Annotated in this window: 14 protein-coding genes and 3 pseudogenes; 7 read left to right on the forward strand and 10 right to left on the reverse strand. The window is 55.5% G+C overall.

What is annotated here, in order from left to right; translation table 11 throughout:
• Window positions 1-199: 199 nt before the first annotated feature.
• The 6 genes from KRAC_RS33880 to KRAC_RS79865 form a co-directional block, all read right to left on the reverse strand.
• The gene (locus KRAC_RS33880; protein ID WP_007915172.1) at window positions 200-3367 is read right to left on the reverse strand and encodes a winged helix-turn-helix domain-containing protein; all 3168 of its coding nucleotides are present in this window, start codon (window positions 3365-3367) and stop codon (window positions 200-202) included.
• Between the two features lie 162 nt (window positions 3368-3529).
• On the reverse strand, window positions 3530-4411 hold the full coding sequence (locus KRAC_RS33885; protein WP_211221370.1) for an ABC transporter permease: 882 nt from the start codon (window positions 4409-4411) through the stop codon (window positions 3530-3532).
• Window positions 4368-5168: a daunorubicin resistance protein DrrA family ABC transporter ATP-binding protein gene (locus KRAC_RS33890; RefSeq protein WP_007915176.1), complete on the reverse strand. Its 801-nt coding sequence runs from the start codon at window positions 5166-5168 to the stop codon at window positions 4368-4370. Before KRAC_RS33890 ends, KRAC_RS33885 begins: the two co-directional genes overlap by 44 nt.
• A gap of 7 nt (window positions 5169-5175) precedes the next feature.
• Window positions 5176-5595: a MarR family winged helix-turn-helix transcriptional regulator gene (locus tag KRAC_RS33895; RefSeq protein ID WP_052568780.1), complete on the reverse strand. Its 420-nt coding sequence runs from the start codon at window positions 5593-5595 to the stop codon at window positions 5176-5178.
• Between the two features lie 288 nt (window positions 5596-5883).
• The gene (locus tag KRAC_RS33900) at window positions 5884-7377 is read right to left on the reverse strand and encodes a PAS domain-containing sensor histidine kinase (protein WP_040445525.1); all 1494 of its coding nucleotides are present in this window, start codon (window positions 7375-7377) and stop codon (window positions 5884-5886) included.
• A gap of 512 nt (window positions 7378-7889) precedes the next feature.
• On the reverse strand, window positions 7890-8117 hold the full coding sequence (locus KRAC_RS79865) for a GntR family transcriptional regulator (RefSeq protein WP_040445527.1): 228 nt from the start codon (window positions 8115-8117) through the stop codon (window positions 7890-7892).
• Between the two features lie 309 nt (window positions 8118-8426).
• On the opposite strand from KRAC_RS79865, the gene KRAC_RS33910 reads away from it, so the two are divergent.
• The 4 genes and pseudogenes from KRAC_RS33910 to KRAC_RS33925 all read left to right on the forward strand — a co-directional run bounded on the left by KRAC_RS33910 (window position 8427) and on the right by KRAC_RS33925 (window position 13439).
• On the forward strand, window positions 8427-9182 hold the full coding sequence (locus KRAC_RS33910; protein ID WP_007915188.1) for an SDR family oxidoreductase: 756 nt from the start codon (window positions 8427-8429) through the stop codon (window positions 9180-9182).
• 354 nt (window positions 9183-9536) lie between these two features.
• Window positions 9537-11378 (forward strand): annotated as a pseudogene (locus tag KRAC_RS33915) (PAS domain S-box protein); the annotation flags it as partial.
• Window positions 11379-11639: 261 nt separating this feature from the next.
• Window positions 11640-12395 (forward strand): SDR family NAD(P)-dependent oxidoreductase, encoded by a 756-nt coding sequence (locus KRAC_RS33920; protein ID WP_007915193.1) that lies wholly within the window; start codon window positions 11640-11642, stop codon window positions 12393-12395.
• Window positions 12396-12560: 165 nt separating this feature from the next.
• A complete protein-coding gene (locus tag KRAC_RS33925) occupies window positions 12561-13439 on the forward strand; it encodes an ABC transporter substrate-binding protein (protein ID WP_007915195.1) in 879 nt (292 codons plus the stop codon).
• 318 nt (window positions 13440-13757) lie between these two features.
• Here KRAC_RS33925 and pdxR read toward each other — a convergent pair whose 3' ends face one another.
• The gene (pdxR, locus tag KRAC_RS33930; RefSeq protein ID WP_007915198.1) at window positions 13758-15269 is read right to left on the reverse strand and encodes a MocR-like pyridoxine biosynthesis transcription factor PdxR; all 1512 of its coding nucleotides are present in this window, start codon (window positions 15267-15269) and stop codon (window positions 13758-13760) included.
• A gap of 343 nt (window positions 15270-15612) precedes the next feature.
• On the opposite strand from pdxR, the pseudogene KRAC_RS33935 reads away from it, so the two are divergent.
• The 3 genes and pseudogenes from KRAC_RS33935 to KRAC_RS33945 all read left to right on the forward strand — a co-directional run.
• Window positions 15613-15795: pseudogene (locus tag KRAC_RS33935) on the forward strand (NAD-dependent epimerase/dehydratase family protein); the annotation flags it as partial.
• Between the two features lie 19 nt (window positions 15796-15814).
• Window positions 15815-16480: a nitroreductase gene (locus KRAC_RS33940; protein ID WP_007915201.1), complete on the forward strand. Its 666-nt coding sequence runs from the start codon at window positions 15815-15817 to the stop codon at window positions 16478-16480.
• Between the two features lie 215 nt (window positions 16481-16695).
• On the forward strand, window positions 16696-17484 hold the full coding sequence (locus KRAC_RS33945) for an SDR family NAD(P)-dependent oxidoreductase (protein WP_007915203.1): 789 nt from the start codon (window positions 16696-16698) through the stop codon (window positions 17482-17484).
• Window positions 17485-17616: 132 nt separating this feature from the next.
• Here KRAC_RS33945 and KRAC_RS78545 read toward each other — a convergent pair whose 3' ends face one another.
• From KRAC_RS78545 to KRAC_RS33955, 3 genes and pseudogenes are all read right to left on the reverse strand, one after another.
• Entirely contained in the window at window positions 17617-17745 is a 129-nt protein-coding gene (locus KRAC_RS78545; protein ID WP_274532174.1) for a hypothetical protein, read from the reverse strand.
• A 55-nt stretch (window positions 17746-17800) separates the two neighbouring features.
• Window positions 17801-18106: pseudogene (locus KRAC_RS76555) on the reverse strand (tyrosine-type recombinase/integrase); the annotation flags it as partial.
• A 45-nt stretch (window positions 18107-18151) separates the two neighbouring features.
• Window positions 18152-19966, reverse strand: coding sequence for an N-acetylmuramoyl-L-alanine amidase (locus KRAC_RS33955; protein WP_007915205.1), 1815 nt, complete (start codon window positions 19964-19966; stop codon window positions 18152-18154).
• Window positions 19967-20204 lie beyond the last annotated feature (238 nt).

The following is a 20204-nucleotide window of genomic DNA, read 5'->3' on the forward strand; positions in this document are numbered from 1 at the left end:
GGTCCATGCTGGCATGGACTCCCCCGGGTGAGCAGAGTCCATGCCAGCATGGACCCTACTAAGCAGATAAGAGCACATAGATAAAAAGTAGTATAGTTGAGAATATAACAGAAAACATCACCCTTGTTGGTGATTCATTTCACAATCCAGAAAAATGCCCGAAGAGACGCTGCTAAAGCACGCGTCGTCCCACCCACAACTAATGTAAATGAAGGCGCTGGGCCAGGACTATGGCATCCAGGCGTCGATTGACACCCAGCTTACGATAGATACTTGTAACGTGTGTTTTAATTGTGTTGCGCGAGACAATCAGCGTCTCGGCCATTTCCGCGTAGGTCTGCCCGGCTATCAGCAGACGTAACACTCGTTGCTCCTGGGTTGTGAGCGGTTCAAGAAGGACCTGGGAGAGAGGCTTGTCACCTGGTGTGAGCATATGTGTTGGCTCTACCTGGGACGCTTGCTCCATCTTCTTGCGCGCTCTCCGGGTCTTCTCTTCTTTGAAGGACTGGAGCAATAGCGAGACATGTGAGATAGAGAGAGTAGGAAATGCGTTTGCTGTATCTTCCATACCAGTCGTGTCGTCGAGGAAGCTCTGAAGCACCTGCTCCATGGCTTCTCCGGCATCGAGATATGGGCGAATATGCCCCTCTGACTCTGTTAGCATTAGCAAGCGGGCCGCGATCTGCCTGGCCTGAGAGAGGTCGCCAGAGCCATGGAGCGCCGCGACCTGGAGTGCCAGCAGAGGGATAATATCCCATGCTCGCTGGTCCTGTTCCGCGTTTGCCAGGAGGTGCTCCAGGACGTGTTGTGCCTCTGAGTATTGCTTCTGGGCAATATAGGCTCGAACCAGCGCCATGTGCTCCCATTCATCGTTGTTTTCTAGCGCTCCTGGTTCAAAGACATACGCGGAGGTCCAGGCCCTGGTGGCTGTAAGATTCCCCTGCGTCAACCAGAGATCCACGCGCGCAGCCGTTACTTTGACGCGATGAATTTCAAGCTTATTGCGTCCCAGCAATGCCTCGGACTCCTGAAGCGCCTGTTCCGCCTCCGCCAGGTCTCCCATCGCGATAGAAACCATAACCTGAGAGTAATATCCCAACATGAAGAGATCTAGATTCTGCCAGGAGCGGGCGTTCTGCAACAGGTGGTGTAGATGTGTTTGTGCCTCCGCCAGGTTATTCCACACCAGGTGCAATTCAATCAGAGTAAGGTGCAGATAGCCGCGTGTCGTCATCTGCCCCTCCATCTGATCCAGTAACTCAAGGGCGTTCAAACACTCCTGGTGAGACAGATGCATATGACCTGTCACCATGTAGGCATTCGCCAGCCACTGCATCATCTTAATAAGCATATAGCTATCCTGAGCCTGCTGTGCCAATGCCTTCGTTTTGTGCAGAGAGGGCACAAGCGGCGCGAAGTCGCCAAGCAAATGGTGACTCAGGACCATGCTGACCGTTGGTGGTAGTTTCCAGGCCAGTTCGTCATCTTTTACCAGTTCTTGCATCTCCTGGCTGAGCGCGTGCAATCGCTCGCCATCGCCTTCTTGATACACATCTCTCATGGCTTGCCACCCGCGCAACAGGCGGATGCGATTGGAGAGCCGAATTCGTTCTCTCTCTGTGAGCAGGTCTTGCTGGCTGCGCTGGAGCATCTGCTCTACAGCGGAAATTGTCTGCTCTACCTGGAGGCGCATTTTCGCGCGGTGGTTATCTGCCATATAGAGCGTATTGCGCAGGAGATGCAGAGCGGAGGAGAGCGCGAGCGCGGCATGCACCTGTAGCACCGCCTCGGGTAGCCCCATGATCCAGGTATGTAAGGTTTGTGCTTCTCCTCGCAGCCACATCTGGTCAGCGACGCGCTCCATGAGAGATGCGGCATACGTGTAGTCGGCGGCCTGTAAGGCATAGACAATGGCCTCTCGCATATCCCCATGCTGCTCATGCCAGCGAGCCGCGCGTTGCTGGAGCAGCGGCACCATCTCTGGTTGTGTGGCCCGTAAACGGGCGAGCAACGCCTCACGAAAGAGAGCATGCACACGATACCAGCGCAGTTCCTCATCTAGAGGCACCAGGAAGAGGTTAGCGCGCACACCTGCCTCTAGAAGCTCCCGGCTATTGGCCTGAGCGGTAACAGCTTGGCAGAGAGAGGCCGTCATCTGATTGAGGATGGAGGTATGGAGCAAAAACGCCTGCAAAGCCTGTGGCTGGCCAACCAGGATTTCCTCCTGTATATAATGCAACAGATGACGATGGCCACCGGAAAATGTCTGTACAAAGGTAGAAGGGTCCACATGGTGACGCATAGAGAGTGCCGCCAACTGTAAGCCCGCGATCCAGCCCTCAGTGCGACTCGCCAACGTTGCTATAGCTGTCTCCTCCAGCGAGAGCGCCATTGTGTGCGTCAAGAAGTGCGCCGCCTCTTCGGTCTGAAAGCGCAGATCCACGTCTCTCAATTCTAAGAGCTGGTTGCGAACACGCAGGCGCGCGAGCGGGAACGGTGGATCGACTCGGCTGGCAATCACAAGGTGCACATCTGCTGGCAGGTGCTCAAGCAGGTATAGGAACGTATCATGCACGGATTGCTCACCAATCACATGATAGTCATCCAGCACAAGCACGATTGGTTCAGCCAGGGCGCTCAACTCGTTGAGCAGTGTCATCAGGATAGTGGTAAGTGGAGGAGGTTGCGCTGCACGCAGCATCGCCAGGACCGTCTTGCCCGATCTGGGCAGACTGGTACGCAACGCCGCGAGTATAGAGATCCAGAAGCGCGCTGGATCATTGTCCAGCTCATCCAGCGATAACCAGGCAATCGAGCAGGTAGAGCGTGCCACCCACGCGGAGAGGAGGGTCGTCTTGCCCCAGCCAGCCGAGGCGGAGATCAGCGTCAGAGGATAGGAGAGAGCAGTATCAAGTTTGTCCAGCAGGCGTTCGCGTGTTACCAGTAGAGCTGGCAAACGTGGATGAGAGAGCCTGGTCTCTACCAGTTGCAGCATTTGCCCCGTCTCAGGCGGTGGCGGGATTGGCGTAGGGGTGACAGGCACCTGCTCGCTATTGAGGGCTCTGGCTACCTCTTCCAGGCGCGCGGACGTCAGGTTGGCTCCTCGTCCGATATAGCGCTTACGTGTATGATTAGCAACGGTATGATAGGCATACCAGTACCCTGACCCTCGTGACCGGCCCTCTTTCAACATGCTCATGTGACCATGCTGACCTTGAAAGGTGAAAGAAGTGTGCGTTGAAAGCCAGCCAAGCCAGCGCTTTTCCTCGCCTGGCACTAATAGCTGTGGTGGATTCTCAGGCGTATGAAGGATATAGGTGTTGTTCTCGGAGGACCAGGTAAGGGCATGAGTGGGTGACTTCGGCATGAATTCCTTTCCAAAGTGTATTTCATCCCCAACTCCCCCAACACAAGCCGAGTATAGCAGAGACAAAGCATGGAAGCAAGCAGTAATGGTAGTAGAGCCAGGGCTCGGGCAGATGCCCGAGCCACCCGCCCATACATATACTTCTTGAGCGCCGCAGGTGTGCTACTGGACGATGCGTGGATAGAGCTGCGCGCCGATAATGATCAGGATGGTTGTGACCACAAGGAGGATGCCGAAATCGGCTAGCAGGGCAGGAGCACTAATGCCGTCACCAATCATGAGCATGCGGACACCATCGACGAGATAGGTCAGCGGATTGATGTGCGCGATAACCTGAAGCCACGAGGGCATAATAGCGATAGGATAAATGGCATTACTGGCGAAGAACATGGGCATGGTAATTACCTGGCCAATGCCCATGACGCGATCACGCGTCTTCAGCAGACAGGCGATGATCAGCGAGAGAGTTGAGAAGCAGGCCGCGCCTATCATGACCAGGACCAGGACGCCCAGGATCGCCAGCGGATTGGCATACATATGCACGCCTAGCAACAGCGCCAGCAGGTAGATGACAACGGCCTGGGGAAGCGAGCGAATGCCAGTAGAGAGGGCCTTGCCCAGTACAAGCGCACCACGTGGCGTCGGGCTGGCGAGAAACTTATGGATCACACCCAGGTCGCGCTCCCAGATGATGGCGATGCCAGCAAAGATCGAGATGAAGAGCACGCTCTGTGAGAGAATACCGGGAGACATAAACTCCAGGTAACTAATCTTGCCCGTTGGGATAGCGCGAATGCGCGTAAAGACTTCACCAAAGACGAGCAGCCAGAGAGCTGGCTGGACCGCGCGCATTATCAGGTCAGTGAAGTCGTGGCGGATCTTGCGCACCTCCCACTCGGCGATGGTAAAGGTCTTGCGGAAGAAGTTGGACAGGACCGCTACAGGTGAGTGTTGAAGCGCGATAGTGGTCGCGGGTTGTTGCGCCAACGATAGCTGTTCGTTAGCCAAGTCTTCGGGCCGTGCGTCTTGCTCGCGAAGTTTCACGGTAACTCCCTCCTGATTCCAGGGCATCGCCCGCGTAGTAGACAAACACATCGTTAAGGTCAGGGTCCTCGCCATCCACCGTCGCCTTGAGCTCGTCCGGCGTGCCGATAGCGACGATCTCGCCCCAGTGCATAATGCCGATACGCGAGCAGAGGCTATCGGCCTCTTCCATCGAATGCGTGGTCAGGAAGATGGTCATATCATTTTCCTGCCGAAGTTGCATCAGGTGGTCCCAGATGGCCTGGCGCGCCACGGGATCGAGGCCCACTGTCGGCTCATCCAGGAAGAGCACGCGTGGCTGGTGCAACAGAGATTGTGCCACCTCCAGTCGGCGAATCATACCACCAGAGTAGTTGCGCACCAGCTGGCCACTGGCATCGGTAAGGCCCACGAAGGAGAGCACCTCTTCAATACGCTCCTTGCGCCGAGCGCGAGGAAGGCTATACAACTTCGCGAAGATGAGCAGGTTCTCAAAACCTGTCAGGTTACCATCGGCTGAGAGAGCCTGGGGAACATAGCCGATACTACTGCGTACCGCGTTAGTCTGGTGGATAATATCGAAGCCGTTGACTGTCGCGCCTCCCGCTGTGGGCGAGAGCAAGGTGGTCAGCATCTTAATGGTCGTGCTCTTACCCGCGCCGTTGGGTCCAAGCAGACCAAAGACCTCGCCTTGTTCAACCTCAAAGCTAATGCCCTTGACCGCCTCGTGATCGCCAAAGCGCTTCACCAGTTGTCGGACCTGAATGATTGCTGTCATGCGTATCCTATTCTCCAAATCCCTGGGCTTCCGCGACCTCCAGCAACCGACCTATCAGGTGCTGGAGCTGCTCCTGTTCTTCAGCGCTAAGCTCGCCTAACAGGCTCATTAGCACCGTACGCCTACGTTTGCGCCCCGCTTCAATAAGGGCCTCCCCCTGCTCCGTAAGCGCGATATGCACTACCCGCTCATCGTCTGTGCGGCGCTGGCGCGTGATAAGCTCAGCCTTCTCCAGGCGCTTACAAGCTGTAGTCGCAGAACCTGGACTGATACCCAGTCCATGTGCCAGTTCGCCCAGACTTGCGGATCCGTGCTTGTCCAGGTAGCGCATCAACCAGTACTGCTGCGGCGTCATTTCGGCGGTACGCAGTGGTCTGATTATACGTGTCAGGGTCAACAGCTCTTCCGCGAGGTGCTCTGTCTCCATATACGTGTGTACTGTATCCTTCCGCATTTGAGTATCAAACGTTTTGATATTCAAATTAATTATACGTAGTTTTCTCTCTTTATACAAGGAGAAGATAAAAACACTTCAGGGCTTCTCAAATGCTCTTTTTGAGCATCTGCTTTTGCGCCTGCTGCACTCAAGGGTAAGGAGAGATGGACTGTGTCGCATGGGCGAATGCCCATGCGACACAGTCCATCTCTCCTTACCACCAGCGAGCTTGCGAGCCGGAATGACATAGTATAGATAACTTTTGAGAAGCCCTGAAAATCACATTTGATTTAGGGGGAGAATGAAGTAGAAGGTAGAGCCTTGATCGGGCTCGCTCTCAACGCCGATCTTGCCACCGTGAAGCGAGATGATTGTCTGGCAGATATAGAGCCCCAGGCCCAGGCCCATAGAACCGCCGGGGCCGCCCTGGATACGCCTGCCGGGCACCTGGTAGAAGCGCTCCCAGACACGTTTCTGCTCCTCCGGAGTAAGGCCGAGGCCTTCATCGTGTACGGCGACCTTGACGTGTTTGGCATTCACTTCGACGTTGATTTTGATAGGTTTGTCATCGGGCGAATATTTGATGGCGTTTGTCAGGATGTTATCGAGAACCTGGCTGATACGCATGGCATCCACAATAACCGGAATATATGGCTCTGCGGGAACCGTCAGCTCGAAACGGCGTTCGGGATTGGTAATCTGTGCATCCCCTATGACCTGACGCATAATACAGATGAGATCGATAGGCAAGGGATTAATGGCCAGTCGCCCCTGGGCCATACGGTTGGCATCTACGATATCGTTGATAATACGACATTCAGCGGTCACCTGCTGTTCGGCGCGCTCCAGATTTTTTTGCAAGCGGTCTGTAGTCTCAATAAACTTCTCTGGTTGTTCGGGTGTCAGTAGTTTTAGACGCTTACGCATCATCTGCAAGCTTGTGCTGATGCCGGTAAGCGGGGTGCGCAGTTCGTGACTGGCCATGCTCAGAAAGGTATCGCGAAGCTGCTCCTGGGCCTTCTGCTCATCAATACCGTGCGCCACGATATAAATCACGCCTTCATCCAGATTGGGGCGCGCCGACCAGGCAATCCAGCGATAGGTTCCGTCTTTCGTGCGGTAACGATTCTCCGCCGCTTGTATGGCTTCTCCACGCTGCAAGCGTTTCATCTCAGTAAGTTTGATCTTTACATCATCGGGATGCACATAATCTAGCGAATCTCGCCCAATAACATCCTCTGGTTTATAGCCAAGCAGCTTCTCAAAGGCAGGGTTCACCTGGATATAACGCCCCTCCATATCAATCACACTGATGATGTCCAGCGACATCTCAAAGATGTGGCGTAGCTCTTCTTCTTTACGCTTCTGCTCCGTAATATCAAAGGCCTGGTGAACGATGCACGTCACCATTCCCTGTTCATCAATAATAGGATTAAAGATGTAGCTACTACAACGCTCCTCGCCTTCTACTGTGTGGTAGCGCGCGCTCCCGCGTATGGGGTGCCCTTTCGCAGCCCTGGCAATTTCGCCTTTTATTTGCTCCTGCTCATGGGGAAGTTCATCCCACCAGCCGACCTGCCATAAGGGTACGCCGATCTGCTTCTCTTTGGGGAGTGCTGTAATAGGCAACCAGGTCTCGATTACATCTATAATCACGCCTTCAACATCTAGAATAACAAGATAACCTTGTACATGGCGCAAAATGGTATGCAGATAATCTTCTTGCGTTTGCGTTATCACCGCTTGTTTTTGCAGCTTTGGGCGCAGGAACATATATATACTCCTCCATGGTAGACGATGAGTAAGCATCCATACTAACTCCTGTCTCCACGTAAAAAAGGCACAGTTACTTTCATATTGAATATATCATAGAAATTTGTGTAACACAAACTGATCGATTAAACAATTAGTGTGTGACGCACCTCTTTATAAATAACGTGACTGAACACGCTTTTTCTATATGCTCTATTTTGCGTCTGCGTAGCTTAAAAGGGGTAGCGGGCAATACGAGCATCGTCGGCATTCTCTTTTCTTTCCAGTATGATTCTCTTCATTTTTCAGGGGATCTCATGCAGAGAACCAGGCCAACACTGTCAGCATAGCCGGGGGAGCGGCCCGTTGCGTGAAGGACATCATGCTCTGTATCGAACATGCCCGTTTCTCTCATTGTCCAGAGAAAGCAAGCGTTTCTCCTCGCAGCCGTTGCACGTCCCGCATGGGGGAACACCAAAGAGGCTTTTGTACTCTCGATTAGCCTTCAGCACAGAGTTGTTCATAGGCATTGCTCACTGTATTTTCAGAGAAATACCTAATTCGCTTGCCAGAGCCCGTGTTGATGGGAGGACTTGACCTGGGTGCAATTGACCACTGAGGATGGCATGACGCAGTCGATCATACAACTGGCGATGCAATGGCATCGTGAATGTGCGATTGAGGGCAAGATCTGCTGTGTTTTGAAGGGCTTGTCGTCTTTTTGCATGATTGAAAAGGAAGTCCCCAGCAAATGATACCATCAAATTTGCAAAAATGACTCTTGAAGGGACTCTCTTTCTAGACTATGCTTCCTGCAAAGGTCAGCACACGTTCTGACTGCAAGGCTTCTTCTTGGTAGAGATTGCTGAGAATGCGAGTGCACATCAATGTATGTGTATTCTGCAAGCATATACACATCGAACTGGCGAGCCTTTGATTGGTAACAGAGGTGTTGATGATCTTCTATGCAAATTCCATAGCATGCTTATCCAAGACTTTCCAACACTCATCAGAATAGATGTTTAAACAACACAAGCCCAACTTACGGGCTACGAAGTAGGAGGTTCAGTATGAAGATTGTGGTTATTGGCGGCAGTGGACTCATCGGAAAAAAGCTTGTGAACAAGCTTCGTGAGCGTGGCCATCAGGTCGTGGCGGCGTCACCTAGCACAGGCGTCAACACCATCACTGGTGAGGGGTTAGCTCAAGCGCTTGTCGGCGCCCAGGTGGTCGTCGACGTGGCGAACGCGCCTTCGTGGGAGGACAAGGCCGTTTTAGAGTTCTTCGAGACATCAGGTCGCAATCTCCTGGCCGCAGAAGCGGCCGCTGGTGTGGGACATCACGTTGCACTGTCGGTCGTCGGCACCGACCGTCTTCCCCAGAATGGGTACTACCGAGCGAAGGTGGCCCAAGAAAACCTGATCAAGGCTTCGAAGGTTCCCTATACCATCCTTCGCGCAACGCAGTTCTTCGAGTTCGTCGGCGGCATCGCCCAAGAGGCTAGCGATGGACAAACTATTCGCTTGTCGTCTGCATTTATACAGCCCATCTTGTCGGATGACGTTGCGGCTGCACTGGCCGACGTCACACTCGAGGCGCCTGTGAACGGCATGGTTGAAGTGGCTGGTCCCGAAAAGATACGTCTCGATGAACTCGTGCGCCGATTTTTGAGTGCGAACAAAGACACACGCCAGGTCATCACAGACGTTCACGCACGCTTCTTCGGCTCAGAGCTGGATGATTACTCCCTCATCCCAGGCGACAACGCGCGGATCGCTCCGACGCGTTTCGAGGAATGGCTCAGCCGCTCTCTACCTCAAAGGTAAGTCAGTAAGGCAGGATCGACGCCCAGCCTCAACAAACCTCACCAACACTTTATGTACCGATGTGATTCGCTTTCTTTGGACGAAAGAAAGCGAATCACATCGGTACATAGGGGGTGATGAGGTTTCCAGCATAATGCCTCCTCCGGCAGACCGCCAATGAACTGCCTGTGTTTGCGACGAAGAGTGTTTGCTTATGCTCACATCTATCAATTCTGTTTCGAGATATCAGAGCAGGGAAGCACCTTCCTTCCAGGGATGGGACCACATGAAAGGGAGAATTACTGCGTGATGTTGAATGAAAAACAGACCGAGCATCTCACTCTTCCACTATTGAAGGCGCCCATCATGCATGGTGATGAGCAGAAACGAGCTGAGCAGCAGCTCAAAGCCAGCGAGGAGAACTTTCGCGTCCTTGCCGAGACAGTGCCACAACTCGTGTGGACAGCCCAACCCGACGGCTTGCATGAGTACACGAACCAGCGCTGGCGTGACTACACTGGGTTCGCGCCTGAACGAGTACAAAGATGGGACCATCTCCAGTTCCTCCACCCCGATGATCGTGCAAGGAACCAGGCTCTCTGGCGGCATGCTCTGGACACGGGAGAAATGTTTGAGTGCGAAGGACGTCTCAGAAATGGTCAGACCGGAGTCTATCGCTGGGTCTTGACTCGCGCCATGCCGGTGCGTGATGATACCGGCCAGATCGTCAAGTGGTTTGGTACCTGCACCGACATTGAGAAGCAGAAACGAGCGGAGCAGCAGCTCAAAGAAAGCCGGGAGAGCTTGCGCGTGCTGGCCGAAACGGTGCCGCAGCAGGTATGGGTGACACGATCCGACGGCCAGCACGACTACATGAACCAGCGCTGGCGTGACTACACCGGGCTGACACATGAGCACATCCAAAGCGACCGCTGGGCTCATCTTCAGTTCATCCACCCTGATGATCGCGCAGGCAACCAGGCTCTCTGGCAACATGCCCTGGACACGGGAACCATGTATGAGCACGAAGAGCGTCTCAGAAATGGCCAGAATGGAGAGTATCGCTGGTTCTTAACGCGCGCCATGCCGATGCGCGATGAAGGCGGTCAAATCGTCAAGTGGTTTGGCACCAGCACCGATATCGAAGACCAGAAACGAGCGGAGGAAGCCTTACGCCAGAGTCAGGAACGGGCAAGCGTCCTGATGAACTCCAGCATGATCGGGATCAGTGTCATCGAAGGCGAGCAGATAGTGGACGCGAACGACACCTTTCTGCGCATGACTGGCTATACCCGCGAAGACCTGCGCGCCGGGCGCATGAACGTGATGCGCATGACGCTTCCAGAGCATCTAGCTTGTACCCGGCAAGCGCATCAGGAACTGACCACGCAGCAGTCGGTGACATATGAGAAAGAGTACGTGTGTAAAGACGGCAGCCGCCTTCCGGTGCTCGTGTGCGGGGTGGTCTTAAAACAGCACCCACTCCAAGCAATCAGTTTTGTGCTGGATAATTCGGCGCGCAAGGAACTGGAGCAGCGCAAGGATGACTTTATTAGCATGGCCAACCATGAACTGAAGACCCCACTCACTGCGGTCAAACTGCAGATCCAACTGGTGCGCAAACGACTCGAAAAGCACTCCCAGCCCGAGGCGGCCACCGCGCTTGCCCGGGTGGAGGGGCCTATCAAGCAACTGGAACGCCTGATCACAGAGTTACTGGATGTCTCCAGGATGCAGGCAGGGAGCCTCGAGTATCGGCGGGAGCGAGTGGACCTCGACGAGTTGTTGCGGGAGGTCACAGCCACCATCCACCACCTCCATCCAAGCCATACCATCCTGGTCTGCGGGAGCGTGCGGGCCAGCTTAGTCGGGGATCGAGACCGACTTGGACAGGTCTTCACCAACCTGATCAGCAATGCCATTAAGTATTCTCCTGACGCCGAGGCAGTTGAGGTTGACCTCTCTCCATCCGAAGATGCGGTCACGGTCCATGTCCGCGATCATGGCCTGGGGATCCCGCGCGAACAGCGCGACAAGATTTTTGAGCGCTTTTATCGGGTCACAGATCTGAGGCAGCGAGCGATCCCTGGCCTGGGCATGGGGTTGTACATCGTGGCCGAGATCGTCAAACATCATGAAGGAACCATCACGGTGGACAGCACAGTTGGGAAAGGCTCGACCTTTACGGTGACCCTTCCTCTCATTCACAAGCCTTGAACTTGAATATCATAAGCTATTGACTTACAGAAAAAAATATGGTATGTCGATTTCGTTAAGGTCAAGCCAGCGCCCAACAAGTGCCAAGCGAAGAAGCGAGCTCAGCCTCCTCCCAAACCCTTTGAGCCTGATGAAAGCTTTCTCGATTTCGTCGATTTGCTTGATCCTCTTTGCCTCACCCCTTACCAAAAGAAAGGAGCCTAAAGTGAGATGTATTGGACTGCTGCCGACGGCCCGCGATGATGAGCAGGAGGTGGACCCGTGACTGGAGCAACCGGCAGGGTGGCATTGGTGACAGGGGCCAGCAGCGGAATCGGTGCGGCCACCGCGCGCCTTCTGGCCGCGCGGTGGATGCGCGTGGTGGTCAACTACCTCCGCAGCGGCACGGCAGCCAAGGAGGTCGTGGCCGGCATCGAGGCCGCAGGCGGCCAGGCCATGGCCGTGCAGGCCGACGTGCGCGAGGCAGCGGCGGTCGAGAGCATGATCGAGCAGGTCCAGGCGGCATGGGGCGGCATCGACGTGCTCGTGCACAACGCGCTCACCCCGTATGTGATCAAGCCGTTCCAGGACATGGCGTGGGAAGAACTGGGCGGCAAGCTCGACGACGAGATGCGTGCGGCGTTCGTGGTCACCAAAGCCGTCCTGCCCGCCATGACCGAACAGGGCTGGGGACGCATCATCTACCTCGGTACCGGCCTCAGCCGCCAGCCCCGGGAGGGCATGATCGCACTGGGCACGGCCAAGGCCGCACTGGCGCAGTTCGCCCGGTACCTCGCCCAGGAACTGGGCCCGCGAGGCATCACAGTCAACATCGTCGAGCCCGGCCCGGTGGAGGGCACCCGCATGGCGGATGTGCTCGACGAGGAGCACAAGCAGCGGCAGGTGGCCGCAACCCCCCTGGGCCGCCTGGCACACCCGGGCGACGTCGCCCAAGCGGTCGCCTTCTATGCCAGCGAGGACAACGCCTTCATGACCGGCACCACGGCCGCGGTCAACGGCGGGATGTCCATGTACTGACGCCCCGCTGTCCTCCGCACACCGGGCCATACCGGATGCGGTCCGGCCGACGGACGGACCGCATCCGGCACATCGTCACCTCAGCACCATGGGCCGCAGCAGCCGGGCCTGCGGCACGCGCGGGCGCATGGCGGTGACACGATCAAGGAAAAAGGAAAAACGTTCATGTACACGATCGATCTCGCCTACGTCGGGCGGGGCCTGCACGAGGAACTGGTCGCCTACATCGCCGACCAGCAGGGCTACTACGCCGACGAGGGCGTCCACGTCGCGCTGCGCGACGGCTGCTCCTGGGACGAGGAGCGACTGCGCCACAGCGCCACCATCGGGCTCGGCCGGGCACTGCTGTCCCGACTGGCCGATGGCATCCCCTGGGTCGCGCTCAATGTCAACACCCACCGCCCGCTGTTCTGGTTCCTCGCCCGCCCCGGCCTGACCGACCTGGCCGACCTGGCCGGCCGACGGCTGGCGGTACACGCCCCCCACACCGCACCCGGGTGCTTCGCCCGGATCGTGCTGCGCCAGGTCGGCCTCGACCCGGACCGCGACATCCACACCATCGTCCGCCCGCCCGGCGACTACGGCATGGACCTACGCTGGCTGCACGGCGGCAGGATCGACGCCGCCCTGGTCGGCAGCACCATGGCACCGGAGGCGATAGCCGCCGAGCACGGCTGGCAGGTGCTGGCCTGGGTCGGCGACCACTTCCAGATCCCCACCGTAGGCGTGGCCGTCGACCCCACCTATATCCACCCAGACGACCCCGCGGTCCAGGCCGTCGTACGAGCCCACCGGCGCGCCTTGCAGGTGATCCACAACGAATCCGACACTACGGTGCGGCACATCCAGACGTTCCTCGGCCGACACACCGCAGACGAAGCCCGAGCCCACTACGAGACGTTCATCGCACCGTATTTCACCACCGACGGCCAAGCCGACCTCGCCGTCGGCGCCACCGCGATCACCGCGGTCGCCGCCGAACTCGGCGTCCCCGCCACCGTCACCGCAGCCGAGTTCTATCGCACCGCAACCACCACACCCTAGGAGCCCGGCGACGCCGGCGCTGCCGAAGCGCACGCAGTACCTCAAGACTGCCCACGCAGAGACGCCCGCAGCCGCTGGGTCGGCCTCCTGCTCCACGTGCTCCCTCAGCGATCGGCCGGGTGATCTCCCGTGCCACGGGCAACGCCAGGTCCGACACGAAGGCGAAGTCCTCGATCTGCTTCTCAATGCTGTCCATGCCGGTCCAAGGCCCCGCTGACAACCACCGCTCTGGTCAGCAGGGCCGGGCTTATGGGATGCCCGACAAGGCTTCTCGCAAACGGTCCTTGCAGAATCAGCTTCCCCTGAAAAGGTTTCGCACTATGAGGGAAAAACGCTCACCAGTTGACGAACGCCAGCCTGAATCTCCTGCTCATTGACGGCTCCATAGCCAAGAACAAGACCTCCTCGTTGAGAAGAACCGAGCGTCAACGCGGACAGGGGAATGATCTCGAGCCCGCAGCTTGCTGCTTGTTGTGCAATCTGCTGATCATCAAGCTTCGGCGGAAGCCAACCCATCAGATGTAAACCGGCTTGAGGAGGCTGCACGTCTATGCTTCCCCCAAGTTCCTTCTGCAACGACTCGATGAGGAGCGTCCTTCTGGCCGCATAGAGATCGCGCATACGGCGGATATGACGCAGAAAATACCCTTTGGTCATCCAGGCTTCCAGGGTCAATTGGTCAAGAATAGGCACGTGAATATGGGTAGAACTACAGAGGGAGAGAAAAGGGGGGACGAGTTGGGGAGGGACGATCAGATAGCCGATACGAAGTGCTGGAAAAAGCACTTTGCTGAACGTTCCAATGTAGATGACGCGCTGGGCGAGATCAAGTCCCTGTAAGGCATCAAGTGGTCGACCACTGAAGCGATAATCGCTGTCATAATCATCTTCGAGAATCCAGGCATTGGCTTGCTTCGCCCATTGCAGGAGGGCAATGCGTTGCGACAGATGCATGGTAACACCCAGCGGAAATTGATGAGATGGAGTGACGTAGGCCAGGCGAGCTTGGGGATACCGCTTTTGCCCAATTGCAACATTGATCCCTTCCGATGTCACAGGGATAGGAGCCAGTTGCGCGCCCGCGTTGAGGAGAGCCCGTTGTGCTCCGAGATAGCCCGGATTTTCCATCCAGGCAAGATCACCTGGGTTCAAGAGGAGGCGTGCTGCCATATCTAATGCTGCCTGCGCTCCTGGCACAATAATGACCTGCTCGGCCTGGCAATACACGCCTCGTGTGATGTTCACATGGTTGGCGATCGCTTCACGGAGCGGGTAATAGCCTGCGATCTCCTGATAAGCGGCCATGTTTCTCAGCAGAGATCGTGCGCAGTGAGCCGCGATCTGGTTCCACTGCTGAAAGGGAAATGCACGGAGGTCTGGGGTGCCTGTGCGAAAAGCACGTGGGGGAGTCGGTCGACGATAGGTCTGGATGGAGGACACAGGGGCCTGGCGCGTTAAATCCTCTCCCAGGTGAGACAAGAAGGGGGTGGCGTGTGTGCTTTCGTCGGGAGCTGTGTTTCTCTGTGGAACTCCTTTGGGAAGGAAAAAGGTCTCAGGAAGGTCGCACGCCACCCTGGTCCCCTGGCCGACCTTTCTCTCGATATAGCCTTCAGCACAGAGTTGTTCATAGGCATTGCTCACTGTATTCAGAGAAATACCTAATTCGCTTGCCAGAGCCCGTGTTGATGGGAGGACTTGACCTGGGTGCAATTGACCACTGAGGATGGCATGACGCAGTCGATCATACAACTGGCGATACAATGGCATCGTGAGTGTGTGATTGAGGGCAAGATCTGCTGTGTTTTGAAGTACTTGTCGTCTTTTTGCCATGATTGAAAAGGAAGCCTCCAGCAAATGATACCATGAAATTTGCAAAAATGACTCTTGAAGGGACTCTCTTTCTAGACTATGCTTCCTGCAAAGGTCAGCACACGTTCTGACTGCAAGGCTTCTTCTTGGTAGAGATTGCTGAGAATGTGAGTGCACATCAATGCATGTGTATTCTGCAAGCATATGCACATCGAACTGGCGAGCCTTTGATTGGTAACAGAGGTGTTGATGATCTTCTATGGAAATTCCATAGCATGCTTATCCAAGGCTTTCCAACGCGCATCAGAATAGATGTTTAGACATCACAAGCCCGACTTATGGGCTACGAAGTAGAAGGTTCAGTATGAAGATTGTGGTTATCGGTAGCAGTGGACTCATCGGAAAAAAGCTTGTGAACAAGCTTCGTGAACTTGGCCATCAGGTCGTGGCGGCGTCACCTAGCACAGGCGTCAACACCATCACTGGTGAGGGGTTAGCTCAAGCGCTTGTCGGCGCTCAGGTGGTCGTCGACGTGGCGAACGCGCCTTTTAGGAAGGTAGGAGATCTTGGACGTCTATGAGGCGGTCACGAGCCGACGGGCAGTGCGCGGATTCACCGACCGGCCTATCCCGAAGGAGGTGCTGGAGCGCGTGCTGTCCGCCGCGGCTTGGTCGCCGTCCGGATCGAACCTCCAGCCGTGGCACGCCTACGTGCTGACCGGCGCGCCGCTGGCCGAGCTCAAGAAGCGCGCCGGCGAGCGTGTGGCCGCAGGCGACCCCTGGGACGAGCAGGAGTACGAGATGTACCCGCCCGCACTGAAGTCCCCGTACCACGAGCGCCGATCCGCCTTCGGCAAGCAGCGCTACGGCGCACTCGGTATCTCGAGCGAGGACTGGGAGGCGCGCCAGAGGGCCGCTGCCGCGAACTGGGACTGTTTCGGCGCGCCCGCCGCCCTGTTCTGCTACATCGACCGCGACATGGGCCCGCCCCAATGGGCCGACGTCGGCATGTATCTGCAGACGGTCATGCTGCTGCTCCGCGCCGAAGGGCTGCACAGTTGTACGCAGATGGCGTGGGCGAAGTATCACAAGACCGTCGCGGAGATCCTATCCCCCCCGGACGAGCTCATCCTCTTCTGCGGCATGTCGATCGGGTTCGAGGACGTCACGGTGAGTCACGCCCGTCTGGGCCGGGCACCGCTCGACGAGACGGTCAGGTTCGTCGAGGGTTAGAAGCCGTTGCTCTACCAATCATGGTGAACGTTGCTGGTGACAAGAGCTGTTTACCTATCTGCAAATGAGCAGGATGTAAACTTTGGCTTTCTATGACGCAAAAATGGCACCATATCTGACGTAAGAAGATGTTCTTGCGTCGGTCGTTTTTTGGCCAGCTTGTGGCTGAAACGTGCTGATCGTTTGTATTGAAGAGACAACAAGGAGAAACCGAAATGGGAAAGCTTGATGGAAAGGTCGCGATCGTGACCGGAGCGGGACGAGGGATAGGACGCGCGATCGCGAAGGCATACTTACAAGAAGGTGCATCAGTGACCGTAACTGCTGCGCGTGAACAGGCCGAACTCGATCAACTCGCGAAGCAGGATGGGTCTGAACGTGTGTTGGCACTGCTCGCCGATGTGACGAATCCAGAGGCATGTGAACAGGTAGTGGAACAGACCATCCAACGGTTTGGGCACGTCGATATCCTGGTCAATAACGCCGGTCGAGGCATGAAGTATGTCAATGCTTCTTTTCTGATGGAGCCCACTCGCTTTTGGGAAGCAGAGCCTGCGGCCTGGCATATGATTATAGACACGAATGTCAATGGACCATTCTATATGGCTCGTGCAGTTGTGACACGTCTGCTGGAGCAGCAGCGAGAGGGGAGCATCATTAACATCAGTATGGACTATGAAGGGATGAAACGGCGCGGTTTTTCTCCCTATGGACCGTCGAAGGCTGCGCTTGAGTCTGCCTCGGCCATCTGGGGACAGGAGCTGATTGAGGCGCGTATTCGGGTCAATATTCTGCAGCCGGGTGGCGCGACCAATACCGGTATGGTCCCAGCTTCGACGCCAGCGAATATCCAGGCGCGTTTGCTCCAACCGGAGATCATGCAGGCTCCGGCTGTGTTTCTCGCCTCCGACGCTTCGCAAGAGCTCACCGGTCGCCGCTTGATTGCGACGGAATGGAGCGCGGCCAATCCACAAGGCCGAGCTATTGTGGAGGGAATTGGGTAGCTCTTGCGGATCGAGAGAGCACACGACAATGCTCTGCGGGTGGCCCGCATGCTTCCGGTGACTGCCTTCGCAGGAGCAGCTGAGGGCCACATTGCGGAGATGTGTCTTTTTTCGGCCTAGTGGGACATTGAGCTACTGAATAGGGAAGCGCTCCATAGCTTGATTGTATGAGGGTTGAGCGTCTGCCAGTGAAAGCCGGGAGTAGATCTCTAGTGATTGGCGTGTCGCGTGTCCAGAGTAGGGCTGGATGAGAGGCATCATCAATGCCCTCTTTTTTGAGCCAGGTGAAGAGGAAGTGCCTCCATTTGTGGGGAGACATCGAACGCGTAATCCCTGCCTGAACTGCATAGCGGGTCAGCATCTTGCGCACACCCCGATCGGTGTATTTGTGCTTGCGTACAGACTCGAACAGGTATATTGCCCCTTTCGCGAACTACTGGCGCTCCATATGGAGCGCCAGTAGTTCGCGAAAGGTGTGGGGAAAGGGAACCTGGCAATCCTTGCTCCCTTTCCCCTGCGTGATGCGAATCTGGCAACGTTCAGCATCGACTTCATCAAGGCGAATCGCGACCAGCTCGCTGACTCGAACACCTGTATAGAAGAGAGTTTTGATCAGCACCATAGTCGAGCCGGAGTGTCCCTAACCACGTACGCCAAGTAGCGAGCTCTAGTTCCCAGTCTTGATTGATTGGACTGGGGTAATAGCGCTGGCTGGCACCCAGGCCTGGCGATGATTGTAGTTAATCTCGTACCAGAGGTTAGTGGTGCCATCTTCAACAAAGGTATAGCCTGAGACAAAGACAGCGTTGCTAGGCGCCGTTGCAATGACCGTGGCTCCCGTCTGGGGCTTGCCATAGATGGGAACTGTGCCACTGGGATCATTCAGCGTCACCGCTGTTCCCTGTCCCTCTACCGCAGCACCAGGAGGTACGGCGAGCCAGGCCAGGTGCGCCGACTGCACGAGGCTGGAGGGCGTGCTATGCGCCTGGTCGGATTCTCCATACCAGATCTCATAGAGTGTATCCCCTGTTCCTGCCGGGTCTTTAACTTTCGCCAGGTAGTAGTAACTGATGTTCGTCTCGACGTTGTTGGTCTCATCCGTTACATCAGTTGGGTCACCCAGTTGGGGGATGCGCGCCGATTGAGTACTCGGCCCGGTGTAGAGATAGAAAAAGTTAAAGTTAGCGGGCGTCTCTGTCCCATTCTTACCAAGGGGCTTCTTATCCGTTGAAGGCTTGAGCGTAATGATATGTGTATCCTTACTCTTGGCCGTAAACGGAGCACCTGACTGCTGTTGTACCAGGTTGAGGTAGTAGGTCCAGAGCCAGTAGGGACCCGGATCGACATGGTTGGTGGAGAGGCCTGGTGATGGGACCGTTCCATGCGAAACGATGTGATCATGGTCCAAAGGAATATTGTACTTGTTAACCAGGTAGGCAGTCAGCTTGGCCGAAGCGAGATACTGCGCGGCGTTATACCAGAGGAAGCCTGTCGCATCATAACCAATATTCTCGATACCAACGGAATGCTGGTTGTACCAGTAGTTGCCTACATGATACGCGAAATCCTTGTCATGCAAAAGTTCATATACCGTTCCATCAGTATCTACAATATAGTGGATACTGACGCCCGACGTATGAGACTGGAAGACGTTTAGCGCCCCCTGCAGACTTGTTTCGGTATCGTGAATAACGACATAGTTCACGCTCAGATCGGTAGGACGATTCGCACTCTCATACGTACAATAGGGATAAACTGCCGGTGGGGGAGTACAATCATAGGCGTTAGGGTCCAAAATACAGTCGACAGCGCCTGGATAGTCAACATTGGCATCGACCTGGCAACCCGAAGGTATCGTAGTCGCAGCCTTGATATTCTTCGCGGTTGCCTTGTTGACCTTCACGCTCTCAGGAGCAAGCGTAACGACCTCTCCAGTTTCATTAGGAGCACTAAAGCCGTTCTGCACAATTTTAAATAGTGCATCTGCATACATCAATGCAGTGGAATGCGTTGTGGCATGGCTGTATGCCACAAGCGTGCCATACCAGTCACCCAGGTTCCCTGGTAGCGTGTGGCTGGGCGAGAGCTGAATGGCCTCATCACGCAGCACAGCTGCGCCACCACGAATATTGGTCGCGCTATCGCTTTTCAACTGCTGTGGATCTACATGTAGCGCTTTAGCTGCCTGGGTAAGCGTATCACCGCGCTCATTTTGAATCAAGTGCATACATCCATAGCCTCCATCAAGGCTAGGATGGCCTGCATGATTACTTAGACGCCCCTCCATATAACAGAGCGCCTTAAGAATCGAGATGGGAACTCCACTCTCCTGAGAAGCTTGCGTAAAAGCCGTGTTCAGACTAGTGGTAGTAGAGACATTGGCTCTAGCTGCTCCTCCACTAAAACCAGTCAGGACCAGGGCACTTAAAAGTGCCATAAGCATAGGGAGGGCGAAGGACACGAGAGATTTTTGGCGTCGCATAGTACAACATACCCCCAATCATGTTTTCAATAGAACATTAGAAGGAAGGAAAGAAAGAAGCCGATCTATCTCTCTCTATCGGGCTGAGGGTGCATGAGCATTTATAAGATACTATTCCCCCGAAGAATCTTTATAAACTGCTCAATTACTTGTAAGTATAACATATCAATATGTAAATATGCTTGTCAAAAGAGCAAAGGGTGCTTATGGGGTTAGAACGTAAATTCCCCTGGCATCT

It is taken from the genome of Ktedonobacter racemifer DSM 44963, from assembly GCF_000178855.1.
In the GTDB taxonomy this organism is placed as follows: Bacteria; Chloroflexota; Ktedonobacteria; order Ktedonobacterales; family Ktedonobacteraceae; genus Ktedonobacter; species Ktedonobacter racemifer.